Origin of the sequence: Actinomadura rudentiformis (assembly GCF_008923185.1) — a bacterium.
Classification (GTDB): domain Bacteria; phylum Actinomycetota; class Actinomycetes; order Streptosporangiales; family Streptosporangiaceae; genus Spirillospora; species Spirillospora rudentiformis.
On the sequence record NZ_WBMT01000014.1, the window covers coordinates 270755 to 283553 of the forward strand.

Consider the following 12799-nt stretch of genomic DNA (forward strand, 5'->3'; position numbering starts at 1 on the left):
CCATGCACAACCCCGCATTACGGCGCCCGTCATTCCCGAGCCCGTCATGGCCTGTCCGCCATGACGCGCCCGTCAGTGCCGGGTGCGTCCCTTCGCGGCCGGTGGCGGCGGGCCGGTGTAGACAGCCCGCGGGCGGAGCGGGCTGGCGCGTTCGTACTCTTCGAGGGCGTGCGCGATCCAGCCCGCGGTGCGCGCCACGGCGAAGATCGCCTCACCCGAGCCCGGAGGCATCCCGGCGACCGCGGTGAGAGTGGCGAGGGCGAGATCGACGTTGGGCTCGGGAAGCCGCCGCCGCGCCGCCTCGGCCCGCACGGTGTCCGCGACGGCCAGCCGCGGGTGATCCGGCGCCACTTGCCGGATCAGGTCGAAGAGGACGGTGGCGCGCCGGTCACCGGACCTGTAGACCGAATGGCCGAAGCCGGGGATGCGCTGGCCGGCGCGCAGCCGCTCGCCGATCACGCGTCCCGCGCGGCCGGGCTCGCCGATCTCGGCGAACATGCGTTCCGCGCCGAACGAGGCGCCGCCGTGCAGCGGGCCGCCGACCGTGCCGAGCCCCACGGCGACCACGGCGTACGGATCGGCCCGGACGGACGCGGCGACGCGGGCGGCCAGCGTGGAGGCGGCCAGCTCATGATCGGCCAGCAGCACCATCGCCGCCCCGACCGCCCGCAGCAGCCCCGGCTCCGGCGGGCGCTCGCTCAGCCTGCCCCACAAACGTCCGGCGATCGTCCGGTCCGCGTCCGCGCCCGCGGCGGGCAGGGCGTCGACGAGACCCGCGATGAGGGCGTGGGCGGTGGCGATGACACCTGCCCGGTCGAGCTGGAACCGGAGCGGGTCGGCGGCGGCCAGTGCCGTGGTGATCACCTGGAGCCGGTCCAGCGGCAGCACGTCGCCGGGCAGGCCCGACTGCGCGGCGACGGCGGCCGCCAGACCCTCCTCAGGCGCGTGCCAGGTCCCGTCCGGCTCGTCCTGGGCCGGCCCCTGCTCGTCCGGCTTCCGCTCGTCCGGCTCTTGCTCGCCCGTCCAGAGCCAGCTCGCGACCTCCTCGAAGCCGCTCGTGGTGGCGAGCTCGGTGGCGTCCCGCCCCCGGTAGTACTGCCGGTCCGGGCCGAGCGCGGTGACGGCCGACTCGATCGCCAGCTCGGTGGGGCTCGGTGGGCGCCGGGGCCTGCCGCGCCGGGCGAGCTCCTCGATCTCGTCCGCGTCGAAGAGGCTGCGCCGCCCGTCGGCGTCGCGCCGCCGCCGCAGCACGCCGCGGCTCACGTACGCGTACAACGTGGCGGGCTTCACACCGAGCCGTTCCGCCGCCGCCACGGCATCGATCCACTCCCCCACCGGCAGTCCTTAAGCCTCACACGATCCACGACATTGATTTTGATCATTATTGATACACATTGATGCAAGTGTCAATCTGGGGGCATGGCTCAGATTCATTTCCTCGACGTCACCAACCGTGACGGTGTCCAGACCGCCCGGACCGGCCTGTCGAAGTTCGGAAAGACGATGGTGAACTTCTACCTGGGCCGGCTCGGCGTGGCCCAGTCGGAGATCGGCTTCCCGTTCCTGTTCCACGAGGTGCCCTATGTCCGCGCGCAGGTCGCGCTGGCCAAGGCCGGTGCCTTTGTCGACCTCCGGCTGTCGGGCTGGTGCCGCGGCGTCGCGCAGGACGTGGAGAAGGCCCTGCCGCTCGGGCTCGCGCACTACAACCTGTCGATCTCGACCTCGGACTACATGATCGCCAACAAGTTCCGGGGCAGGCTGGACCGGGACACGATCATCCGGGAGATGACCGCCGCCGTCCGTACCGCCAAGTCCGGGGGCGCGCGGACGGTCGGGGTCAACGCTGAGGACGGCTCGCGCACCGACGACGGGTTCCTCACCGAGTTCGCCCTGGCGGCCAAGGAGGCGGGTGCCGACCGGGTCCGCTACTGCGACACCATCGGCGGCGACACCCCCGACCGCATCCGGGAGCGCTTCGCCAAGCTCGCCGCCGCCGTGGGAATGCCGATCGAGACGCACTGCCACAACGATCTCGGGCTGGCGGTGGCCAACTCGGTCTCCGGCGCGCTCGGCGACCTGGAGGCGGGACAGGACGCCTGGATCAACACCTGCATCAATGGCGTCGGCGAACGGGCGGGGAACGCCGACCTGCTGTCCACGATCCTGGCGTTCCGCCATGGATTCGGGCTGGCGGAGCGCGGCGTGCGGATCGGCGATCCGATCGACCTGTCGTGGGCCCGGCGGTTCGCGCTGTGGGCGAGTTACGCGCTCGGCCAGCCGCTGCCCTACAACCAGGTCGGCGTGGGCCGCAACGCCTTCGCGCACGAGTCGGGCATCCACGCCGACGGCGCGCTCAAGGACCACGGCAACTACGAGCTGTACGAGAAGGCGACGCTCGGGCCGTTCCCCGACGACTGGCACGCACGGTCCGGGCGCGTGATCCTCACCGGGGAGTACGGCGGCAAGGCCGGGTTCCGGCACGTCATGGAGGGCCTCGGGATCGAGCCGGTGGACGAGGAGCTGTCGTTCAAGCTCGTCCAGCTGTGCAACGCGATGACCGGCCGCCCGCTCACCGACGACGAACTGCGGTTGATCGGCGCGTACCCGCGCGAGCTGGCACTGCTCTTCCCGGGCGTGCTCGACTGATCCATCGAAGGTGGGAAATGTCGGTCGGCAGGTCTACCTTCCCTGGGCATGGCAACCGCACAGGCATACGCCTACACGCGCCCGTCAGCGCTCGCCGGAGACACCCTGGGCCTGTCGACCTCCGGGGGCACGACCGCCACCGGCCCCGACGCTCACCCCCACTTCTTCAGCGGCCTGCTCACCCAGGCCGCTCCGGCCGCCGCCGCGCTGATCGGGCTCGCCGACGTCGCACAGGCCCGCTACTTCCAGCCGCAGCTGACCGCGATGCGCGACCCGGTGGTGACGTGCAACGGCGACCGCCTCCGGATGGAGTCGTTCTCGGCGTGCTGCGGCGTCTACGCGCGGCTCGACGTGCTCGAAGGCGCCCTCGACGGGGACGTGGTCGCTCTCGGCACCACCAACGTGGACGTGAACGGGCCGCTGCGCGAGGCGCTCGCCCGCGTCGGCGGCTCCGATCCGCTGCATCTGGCGGTCGGCGGCGACGGGCTCGCAGTCACCACGCTCGACGGCGCGGTGGTCGAGAAGAAGGTGCCGCTGCCGGAGCGCTGGCTGCGCGGCTTCGCCGAGGTCCAGGTCATCGCCGCCGGATTCGACCTGCGAGCGGAGCTGACGGCCCCGGAGGCGGTCCGGTTCCTGCGGGCGTTGCCGCGCGCTGCCCGCGACGTCCTGTGGGCGACTCCCGCCGGGCGGGGGTTGCGGCTGGCGTCCCGCCCGTCGCCGGGTTCGGTCTGCCTGTCCGGGCCCGAGCGGTTGCAGACCATGCTTCCGCTGCTGCGTTTCGCCCGTGCGCTGCGCACGTACGGCCCGGCCGTCGCGGGCGGGAGCGGGCCGGTCGCGAGCGCATGGGAGCTGGAGCTGCCCGGGATGCGGTACGTGCTGACGCTCTCTCCCGAGATACGGCGCGGCTTCTCCGGAGAGGGCGCGGTCCTGGACGCGCTCATCACCGACGAGGCCGCGGGCGACGCCGACCTGATCGGCGCGCTGCTGGCGTTCGAGCCGCGTGTCGAACCCGACCTGCTGGCCGAGCGCGCGGGCGTCGACCGGTCACGGGTCAGGGCGGCGCTGACGCAGCTGGGCACGTCGGGCCGCGTCGGCTACGACACTGCCGAGGCCGCGCACTTCCACCGCGAGCTGCCGTACGACCCCGAGCGCGTGGCCGCCATGAACCCGCGCCTGCGGTCGGCGCACGCCCTGGTGAACGAGGGCGCCGTCGACTTCACCGCGGACGACCTCGCCGTCGTCACGGTCGACGGCAGGCCGCGCCAGGTGCGCTTCGACGGCGACCGCGTCTCGTGCACCTGCCCCTGGTGGGCCGACCACCGCGGTGGGCGTGGCCCGTGCAAGCACGCTCTCGCGGCCCGCATCGTGCGTGCCAAGACTCTGGAGACGTCGGGGGAGACTTCCCGGTGAACGCCCGGGAGACCCTGCACGCGTGGGTCGAGATCGGCGATCCGGCCGAGGTGATCCGCCGGGCCCGTGCCCTGGCGCCGGACGAGCGCCGTGCCGTCGCCGCCGAGCTGCCCCGCTACCTGCGGGACCGCCGCGACTCCGCCGAGTTCCGGTGGCTCGGCCCGGACGTGACCACGTCTCTGCTGGTCGCCGGCGCGGCGACGATCGGCGGCGCGGCGGGCGTCGCCGCCTGGGTGTGGCGCGCCGAGCTGCGGTCGGCGGGTGGGGTGGTGGGCAGGGACCGGGACCTGGGGACCCTCGTCCGGCAGGCCGTCGCGGACCGGCCGAACGCCTGGCGGTCCGACCTCGCCCGGCGGGTCGCCGCACGGCTGCGGGTGAACGGCGAACGCTGGATCGAGTACCGGTACTGGCTCCTGGCGGCCGATCTGGTCCGTGAGCTGGGCGAGGAGCCGCCGACCGACGACGCGTTCGTGCTCATCTGGGCCGAGAACAGCCCGGCGCGCACCCCGCTGGAGCACGATCCCTTCCTCGACACCCTGCTGCCCCGGTTGTTCGAGGTGGACGGGCTCGGATCCGGCCTCTCGTGCCACGGCACGCTCGTCACGCTCGCGCGGGACGGGCGGATCAAACGCGAGGCGTTGCTGGACGGATGCGTCGCCCGTTTCCTGCGCGGCGGGCGGGCCGCGGATCTGCGCTGGTTCGTCCAGCTGTACGAGTCGCTCGAACCGGTGGTGGACGAGGCGGCCGCCCGCCTCCGCGACCTCGTTCGCCTGCTTCCCGCCGCTCCCACTCCGGTCGCCGAGCTGGCGCTGCGGGAGATCCGCCGGGTGGACGAGACCGAGCCGCTGGCCGGGGACGTCTTCGCGGAGGTCGCGGACGCGGTGCTCTTCCGCCCGGAGAAGAAGCTCGTCCGCGCCGCGCTCATCTGGCTCGACCGGACGGCCCGCAAGCGGGACCGCGTGGACGCGACGCTGCGGGCCATCACCGTCCTGCTCGGCGCCGACGATCTCGACCTGCGCGAACGTGCGGAGAAGATCGCCGCCAAGCACGCGGCGAAGGCGACCGCCGATACGCGGGCCGCCTTGTCCGTGGAGCCCCCGACGACGTCCGCGCCCCTGCCCGGTCCCCCTCCGTTCACGCCGCGCGAGCATCCCGGGCCGATCGCGTCACCGGCGGAGCTGGCGGAAGAGATCAGCGCGTCGATGCGGGTCACCCCCGACGAGGCGCTCTCCGCTCTCGACCGTTTGCTCGCCGGCCTCGTGGAGTGCGCGTACCGCGACGCGGAGGGCACCCGGACGGCGCTGGCACGTGTCCTGCCGGAAGCGGCGAACGAGGCCTCCGCACCGGACGCCGCCGAGGTGGCGACTTGGCTGACCCGGATCGCCGCGAGGTTCGCTGATTCGGAGGCCCCTGGGGGATTGCGCGTCCTGCTTGGGAAGTTCCAGCGGAAGCCGGCTTGGTACGCGCAGAGCTACAGACCCCTTCCGGAACGGTTCCTCGCCTGGCGGATGCGCGAGATTCCCGCGGCGGCGGGCCGTTCGCCCGTGTTGCTGGCCACGCCGACGACCGCGAGCGGTCACCTCGACGCCGACGTGCTCGTGGCCCGGATGCGGCGGCTGGAAGACGCCGGGCTCGCGCCCCTGCCGTCCGACCTGTGCCAGGCCATGCTCCGGGTACCTCGTGACATCGGCGCCGGCACCGTGGCGGCGTCCGCACGGCTGGCCAGCGACGCGGGCCGCGCGCTGGCGTCGTGGTTGGCCGCGGGCGGCCTTCCCGACCCCGGGGTCACCTGTGCGAACGTGACGCTGCCCGGCCCGTACCCTCCGTTCGAAGCCTCATCCCGCATGCTGGCCACCGTCACCACGGAGGCCGACCTGCCCGGCGACATCGCCGCGCTCCTCCGGCTGCCGTGGACCGGCACGTGGCAGAGCCTGCCCAAGGGCTACCACCGCGGCGGCGTCAGTGTGTGGCCCACGCTGCTTCCTTCGCATCGTGAAGTGGCGGCGGCGCACATGCTGCCGTACCTGCCGGAGTGGTCGCAGTATTGGCGTGAATCAGGCACGGTGCTCCTGGCCCTCGCCGAAGCGGACGGCCCCGCCGGTGCCGCCACGGCGACCGTCCTGGCCTACGGGCTGAACGCCCAGACCAAGTCCGAACGGGCGGGCTCCGTCGATGCCGTTCTGGCGTTCAGCGGCCGCGGGCAGCTCCCCGCGCGCGAGCTGGGCGACGCCATCGCCACGCTGTACCGGCAGGGCGGGCTTAAGATCAACCGCGTCGCGGAGGCCCTCGACGAGAGCGCGCGGGCCGGCGCGTACACCGACGTGTGGACCATCCTGGCCACCGCGCTGCCGCGGCTCCTCCCCGTTCGCGGCGAACGGGCGGCCGCCGGGCTCCCCGACCTGCTCGCCGTCGCCACCCGGGCCGCCGAGGCCCTCGGGGCGCGTGAGAATCTGGCCGGGCTCTCCGACGTGGCGGGGCGCGGCGGCACGAGCCGTCTGGTGCGAGAGGCCGCCCGGCTGCACCGCGCCCTTGCGCGGGAACGCTGACAAAGGAACGCCGATGTACACGTGGGACGACGTCCGCGCTCAGATCACCGCCGGAAACTTCGAGGTCGTGGCCGCGATGCTCACCATGCCCGGCGAGATCGACCGGCGCACGATCGCCGCAGAACTGCCCGGCTACATCAGAGACGGGACCGGCGGCACAGTCCACTGGACCGAACGCACCCGGCAGATCCAGGCACTGCTGGTCGCGGGCGCGGCCTGCATCCCTGGCGCCGCCGCGGTGGCGAACTGGCTGTGCCGCGCCGACCTGGACCGGTTGGACATCAACGCCCAGGCGACGGCGCACGCCCGGCTGATCGCTCAGGTCGTCGCCGACCGCCCGGCCCCCTGGCGCGCGGAGGTGGCCCGGCGGATCTCCCGCCGCCTGCGCGTCGCCGACCAGGCGTCGTGGGGTTCGGAGACCCACTGGCGGCTCGCGGACGTGCTCGCCCGCGGTGCGGGTGAGGGCCTCCCCGAGGATGACGCGTACCTCGTGGGATGGGTGCGATGGACCCGACCGTATCCCGGGTTGAACGAGGAGCCGTACCTCGATGTGCTCGTTCCCCGGCTGTTCGAGGTCGAGGCCGTCGGCCGGGTGCTCGGCGGCGGCCCCGGCGACGACCCGTGGATCGACATGCTCCTGCGGCTGGCCGGCACGGGCCGTGTCAAGCGGGAGCTTCTGCTCGACGGCTGTGTCCGCCGCTTCCTGCGCGGCGGGCGGATTCAGGATCTGCGCTGGTACGCCGCGCTCTACCGGGCGCTGGAGCCGTCGCTCACGGAGGTGTCCGCACGTACCCGTGATCTCTCCCGGCTGCTGCCCGCCGCGCCCAGCCAGATCGCCGCGCTCGCGCTGGACGAGCTGCGCCGCGTCGACGACGCCGGTGAACTCGACGATGCGGCGTTCGCCGAAGCGGCCGAGGCGCTTCTGTTCCGTCCGGAGCGGAAACTGGTCCGCGCCACGTTCTCGTGGATCGACCGGACCGCCCGGAAGCGTGACCGCGTGGACGCCACACTCGCCGCGCTCACCGTCGCGTTCGGCCAGGAAAGCATCGATCTTCGGGAACGCGCGGCGAACATCGCCGCCAAGCACGCGGCCAAGGCGGGCGAAGCCGCGCACGACGACGTCCGGCGGGCGGCGGCCGGCCTGCCCAAGGAGGCCCGTGACCGCATCGCCGAAACGTTCGGCACGGTGACCGTCACGGCCGTGACCACCCCGCCCGCCCGGCCGGCACCTCCACCGCCGCCCCGTGAACTTCCGCCCCCGATCGCCTCTGTCGCTGAGCTGACCGAGGAGATGGCGGTGCATCTGCGCGGCGACCTGACATGGGCGGACGGCGAACGTGTGCTCGCCGGCCTGGTCCAGTTCGCGCACCGCGAGCCCGACGAGACCCGGGCCGCCATGCGGCGGCTCGTCCCGGACGTCGCGCCGTGGCTGCCCTTCGAGCACGACCGCTTCGGCGACCACCCCACGACCTGGCTGGGCGCCGCCCTCTGTTCGCTGGTCCCGCCGACCGATTCCCGCCCGTATCCGGCGTCGCCCCCGGACGCCGGCGACCGCGGACCGGCACCCACCGCTGTCCTGCGCACCCGCTTGCGCGAGATCGTCGGCGCGGTGGGCCGCCTTCCGGTGCTCCTGTCGACGCCGACCTGCTCCACCGGCCACATCTCCCCGGAGGTCCTTGTCGAACGGCTCGAACGGCTGGAGGCGGCGGGCCTGCGGCCTGGCCCGTTCGACCTGGACCAGGCGCTGCTCCGGCTCCCTCGTGACCTCCCGGATGACATCGTGCTCCGCGCCCAGCGCCTCACCTCACCGGAGGGCCGCTGGACGGCCGCGTGGCTCGCGGACCGCGGGATGCCCGATCCGGCCGTGATCTGCACAGCGGTCTCCCTCCCGCGCACCGTGTACTCCTGGCGGGGCAGCGAACAGCAGGACGTCGTCCGCGTCCTGCCGACGGTCCTCGCCGCTGACAGCGACGGTGTCGTGCCGGACCCGGACGGCGTCGCCGGGCGGCTGCTCGACCTGCCCCACGGCGGGGAGTGGACGCGGCTCGAACCGGCGACGTACGCCCCCTCCTGCTTCTCGTGGTGGCCCTCTCTCCTCCCCTCCCATCGCGAGATCCTCGCCGCACACCTGCTCGTCCCTCTCGCGGACCGGACCGAGGCGCGCGACGGCCAGGGGGCCGTCCTTCTCGCCCTGGCCGAGGCCGATGGTCCCGTCGGCCCCGCGATGGCCACCGCGCTCGCCCTCGGCCTCACCTCCAGGAGAACGGAGGAGCGCTCCGCCTCGGTCGACGCCTTCCTCACGTTCTGCGCACGAGGGCAACTCCCTGCGGTCGGCGAGGCGATCGCCGCACTGGACCGGCAGCTCAAGCTCAAACCGGGTGACCGACGCCCTGACCGGTGCGGCCCGCGCCGGCGCGCATCCCGACGTCCTCCATGTGATCACCTCTGCGCTCCCGGCGCTGCTCTCCCGTCTGGGGGAACGTCCCCCGGCCGGTCTGGCAGACCTCATCGCCCTCGCCACCGAGGCGGCGGAGACCGGTGCCCGGTCCATGATCCCCGCCGGGCTCGCCGAGCTCGCCGGGCGGACCGGATCCAGCCGGCTGGCCCGCGAGGCCGGCCGCCTCCACCGCGCCTTGACGTGATACCCCCGTCCCGTACCATGAACGGGTAATTCAGGCATAATGGCGCGTTCGCTCATGACAGAATGGGGTGGGACATGACGGCCCTCAGTGAGACACCGGCCGAACCCACCCTCGGGCGACATCCCGCCCAGCGGCGGGTCCTCACCGTGCTCACGGCCACCCAGGTGCTGGGCGGCATCGGCGTCGCCACCGGGGTCGCCATCAGCACCCTGGCCGCCGCCACGCTCTCGGGCTCCGAGACGGTCGGCGGCCTGGCCCAGACGAGCGCGGTCACGGGCGCCGCCGTCCTGGCGATCCCGATGGCGCGCGCCGCCTCCCGCCACGGGCGCCGGGCCGCCCTCACCCTGGCGTACGGCGCGGGCGCCCTCGGCGCCGTGATCGCCACGGTCGCCGCCACCCTGGAGTCCTGGCCGCTGCTGCTCGCGGGCCTGTTCCTCTTCGGCGGCGGCACCGCCGGCGGTCTCGCCGCCCGCTATGCCGCCACCGACCTGGCCCGCCCCACCCACGCCGCCCGGGACCTGTCCGTCGTCGTCTGGGCCACCACGATCGGCTCGGTCGCCGGGCCCAACCTCGCCCGGCCCGCTGACGACCTGGGCCGGACGCTCGGCCTGTCAGAGTGGGCGGGCCCCTATGCCCTCGCGGCCGCCGCCTTCGGGCTGGCGATGCTCGGCGTCTTCGCCCTCCTCCGCCCCGACCCGCTCCAGAATGCCGGCCCGAAGACGACCACCCGCCGTTCCAACGGCTGGCAGACCCTGCGCGCCACCCCGCGCGCCCGGCTCGCCGTCGCCGCGATCGTCGTGAGCCACATGGTCATGGTCTCCGTGATGACCATGACGCCGGTCCACCTCAACCACGGCCACGCGAGCCTCACGGTCGTGGGCGTCGTCATCAGCCTGCACATCGCCGGGATGTACGCGCTCTCGCCCGTCGCGGGATGGCTGGCGGACAACCACGGCCGGATCCCGGCGCTCCTGGCCGGCATGGCCCTTCTGGCGTCCGCCGCCGCCCTGGCCACCGTCTCCGCCCCGCACCACGTCACCCGGCTGACGATCGCCCTCGTCCTGCTGGGGCTCGGCTGGTCGTTCGGCCTCGTCGCGGGCTCCGCCCTGCTGACCGAGTCCGTTCCCCCGGCACAGCGACCGGCCGTCCAGGGCATCTCCGACCTGATGATGAACGGCGGCGGCGCCCTGGGCGGCCTGGCCGCCGGGGCTATCGTGACCGTCTTCTCCTACGGCACCCTCTCCGCGATCGCTGTGCTCCTGGTGCTCCCCATGACCGCGGCCCTGGTCCTCAGCTGGCTTCGCCGCCCGCCCGGGTCCTGAGGCGTGCAACGATCACGGGCGTCCCGGTGTTGTTCATAGGAGAGCTCATGGCGGACGCTGAGGAGGTCCGAAGATGGAGACCGTGACGGAGACGCTGACGCTCGGCGCGATCGAGACCTCGCTGGGCCGGTTGCTGGTCGGCGCCACCGAGAACGGCGTCGCCCACCTGTCGTTCAAGGACACCCCCGGCACGCGGGCCCGGGCGGTGAAGAGGGCCGGGTTGCCGGTCGTGGACGACCCGGGCCGTACGGCCGAGGCCCTGGCGGGGCTCGCCGACTACTTCGCCGGGAAGAGCCTGACGTTCGAGGTGCCGATCGACTGGCGGCTGACGTCGGACGTGCAGCGCAAGGTCCTGACCACGCTGTACGAGCAGGTGCCGTACGGGAAGGTCGTCACGTACGGCGAGCTCGACCGGCTCAGCGGCCTCAACGTGGGCGCCCAGGCGATCGGCCAGGTCATGGGCAGCAACCCGATCCCCGTGATCGTGCCGTGCCACCGGGTGGTGGCCGCGAACGGGCTGGGCGGCTACAGCGGCGGCTCCGGCGTCGAGGTCAAGCGGTGGCTGCTGACGCTGGAGGGTTCGGTGCCCGCGACGCTCGATTGGGATCCGGACCAGGGCCCCACCGCTCCGTAGGGGAGAATGGCGAGGTGCCGAAAATCAGCGAAGCCACCGTCGCCGAGCACCGCGCCCGCCAGCTCCGGACCCTCCTCGACACGGCCCGTGCCCTGGTCGCCGAGGAGGGCATCGAGGCGCTGTCGCTCGCCGCGCTCGCGCGCCGCGTGGGGCTGTCACGGCCCAGCCTGTACGAGTACTTCCGTTCCAAGGACGACCTGGTCGCGGCCATCGTCGAGGACGAACTGCCGCGCTGGGCCTCGCTGGTCGACGAGGCGCTCGCCGGGCCGCCGGACCTGGCGGCCAAGGTCGAGGCCTACATCCGCGTTCAGCTCGAAGTCATGACCGACGGACGGCACGCCGCCGCCGTCGCGCTCGTGGAGCACGCGCTGGCTGAGCCCATCCCACCGCAGCCCTCCCCACCGCAGCCTGCCCGGCCGAAGGCGGCGGAGCACGGCCACGGCGGTGAGGCACGGCGGATCCGCGAGGGTCACGCGCAGCTGCTCCGGCCGCTCGTGACGGTGCTCGACGAGGCCGGGGTCTCCGGGCCGGAGCTGCGCGCCCATCTGATCCAGGGCATCGTCGACGCGGCGGCCAAGCTCTTCGCCGAACGGCCGGGCAACGCCGAGGAGGTCATCTCCACGGCGGTCGCGCAGGCCCTGCACGGCCTCGGGACCGGTCAGCCTTTGGCGGAGACCTCGTAGCCGACACCGGTGAGGTCCTCGGAGACCTCCCACAGCCGGCGACCCACCTCGGGTTTGGACGCGGCCGGGGGCGTGAAGACCTTGGTGGGCGCGCCCCGAAGCTGGACGAGCCGCGGGCCGTAGCAGGCACCCGGCTGGACGCCGGGCGCGGTCGCCGCGTACAGCGAAGGCAGCGCCCCGGCCGCCGCCGACTGCGCCAGGACCACGTTGCCGGCCGCGGCGACCCGCTCCTCCAGCTTGTTGCCCGCCATCTTCGGGCCCGTCCCTTGCAGGTTGGTGGCGGCGTAGCCGGGATGCGCCGCCACGCTCAGCACGTCGGGGAATCGCCGCGCCAGCTCCTTGGCGAAGACGAGATTGGCGAACTTGGACTGGGCGTAGGCACCCCACTTGCGATAGCGCTTCTCCCCTTGCAGGTCGTCGAAACGCAGCCGCCCGGTGTGGGCGAAACCGCTGGTGAGTGTCACCACGCGCGGCGCGGACGCGGCGAGAAGGGCTGGGAGCAGCAACCCGGTGAGAGCGAAATGCCCGAGATGGTTGGTGCCGAACTGCATCTCGAAGCCGTCGGCCGTGGTCTGGCGCGGGAGGGCCATCACCCCCGCGTTGTTGACCAGGATGTCGAGCGGGGCGGCGCCGTGCGTGCCCGCGAACGTGCGCACCGAGGAGAGGTCGGCGAGGTCGAGCGGGGCCAGGGCCACCTCGCCGGTGGGGACCGCCGACATGATCTGGTCGTGGGCACGCTGTCCGCGCTCCATGCTGCGGCAGGCCAGCACGACGGACGCGCCGTGCCGGGCGAGCTCGAGCGCGGTGTGGTAGCCGAGGCCGCTGTTGGCCCCGGTGACGATCGCCCGGCGACCGCTGAGATCCGGGATGTCGGCCGCAGTCCAGCCGCTCATGAGGGCCACCTCCACGTCATATC

The 12799-nt window shown here is 73.4% G+C and carries 9 protein-coding genes; 7 read left to right on the plus strand and 2 right to left on the minus strand.

The genetic code is table 11. The features are described from left to right. Nucleotides 1–72: 72 nt before the first annotated feature. Complete coding sequence (locus tag F8566_RS28775) at nucleotides 73–1335, minus strand: citrate/2-methylcitrate synthase (protein ID WP_151564967.1); 1263 nt, start codon at nucleotides 1333–1335, stop codon at nucleotides 73–75. Between the two features lie 84 nt (nucleotides 1336–1419). On the opposite strand from F8566_RS28775, the gene F8566_RS28780 reads away from it, so the two are divergent. The 7 genes from F8566_RS28780 (at nucleotide 1420) to F8566_RS28810 (ending at nucleotide 11883) form a co-directional block, all read left to right on the plus strand. Further along, on the plus strand, nucleotides 1420–2646 hold the full coding sequence (locus tag F8566_RS28780; protein WP_151564968.1) for a homocitrate synthase/isopropylmalate synthase family protein: 1227 nt from the start codon (nucleotides 1420–1422) through the stop codon (nucleotides 2644–2646). A 48-nt stretch (nucleotides 2647–2694) separates the two neighbouring features. Next, nucleotides 2695–4056: an SWIM zinc finger family protein gene (locus F8566_RS28785; protein ID WP_151564969.1), complete on the plus strand. Its 1362-nt coding sequence runs from the start codon at nucleotides 2695–2697 to the stop codon at nucleotides 4054–4056. Continuing rightward, nucleotides 4053–6602 carry a DUF6493 family protein gene (locus F8566_RS28790; protein ID WP_151564970.1) on the plus strand — a complete coding sequence of 850 codons (2550 nt, stop codon included), beginning with the start codon at nucleotides 4053–4055 and terminating at the stop codon, nucleotides 6600–6602. Before F8566_RS28785 ends, F8566_RS28790 begins: the two co-directional genes overlap by 4 nt. 13 nt (nucleotides 6603–6615) lie before the next feature. Then, complete coding sequence (locus F8566_RS28795; RefSeq protein WP_151564971.1) at nucleotides 6616–9273, plus strand: DUF6493 family protein; 2658 nt, start codon at nucleotides 6616–6618, stop codon at nucleotides 9271–9273. A gap of 45 nt (nucleotides 9274–9318) precedes the next feature. After that, nucleotides 9319–10566 carry an MFS transporter gene (locus F8566_RS28800; protein WP_151564972.1) on the plus strand — a complete coding sequence of 416 codons (1248 nt, stop codon included), beginning with the start codon at nucleotides 9319–9321 and terminating at the stop codon, nucleotides 10564–10566. A 73-nt stretch (nucleotides 10567–10639) separates the two neighbouring features. Next, nucleotides 10640–11200, plus strand: a complete 561-nt coding sequence (locus tag F8566_RS28805) for a methylated-DNA--[protein]-cysteine S-methyltransferase (protein ID WP_151564973.1) — start codon at nucleotides 10640–10642, stop codon at nucleotides 11198–11200. A gap of 14 nt (nucleotides 11201–11214) precedes the next feature. Further along, the gene (locus F8566_RS28810) at nucleotides 11215–11883 is read left to right on the plus strand and encodes a TetR/AcrR family transcriptional regulator (protein WP_151564974.1); all 669 of its coding nucleotides are present in this window, start codon (nucleotides 11215–11217) and stop codon (nucleotides 11881–11883) included. Here the strand turns inward: F8566_RS28810 and F8566_RS28815 are convergent. Beyond that, nucleotides 11859–12776, minus strand: a complete 918-nt coding sequence (locus tag F8566_RS28815; protein WP_151564975.1) for an oxidoreductase — start codon at nucleotides 12774–12776, stop codon at nucleotides 11859–11861. The two genes, F8566_RS28810 and F8566_RS28815, sit on opposite strands and share 25 nt — an antisense overlap. Between the last annotated feature and the right edge of the window lie 23 nt (nucleotides 12777–12799).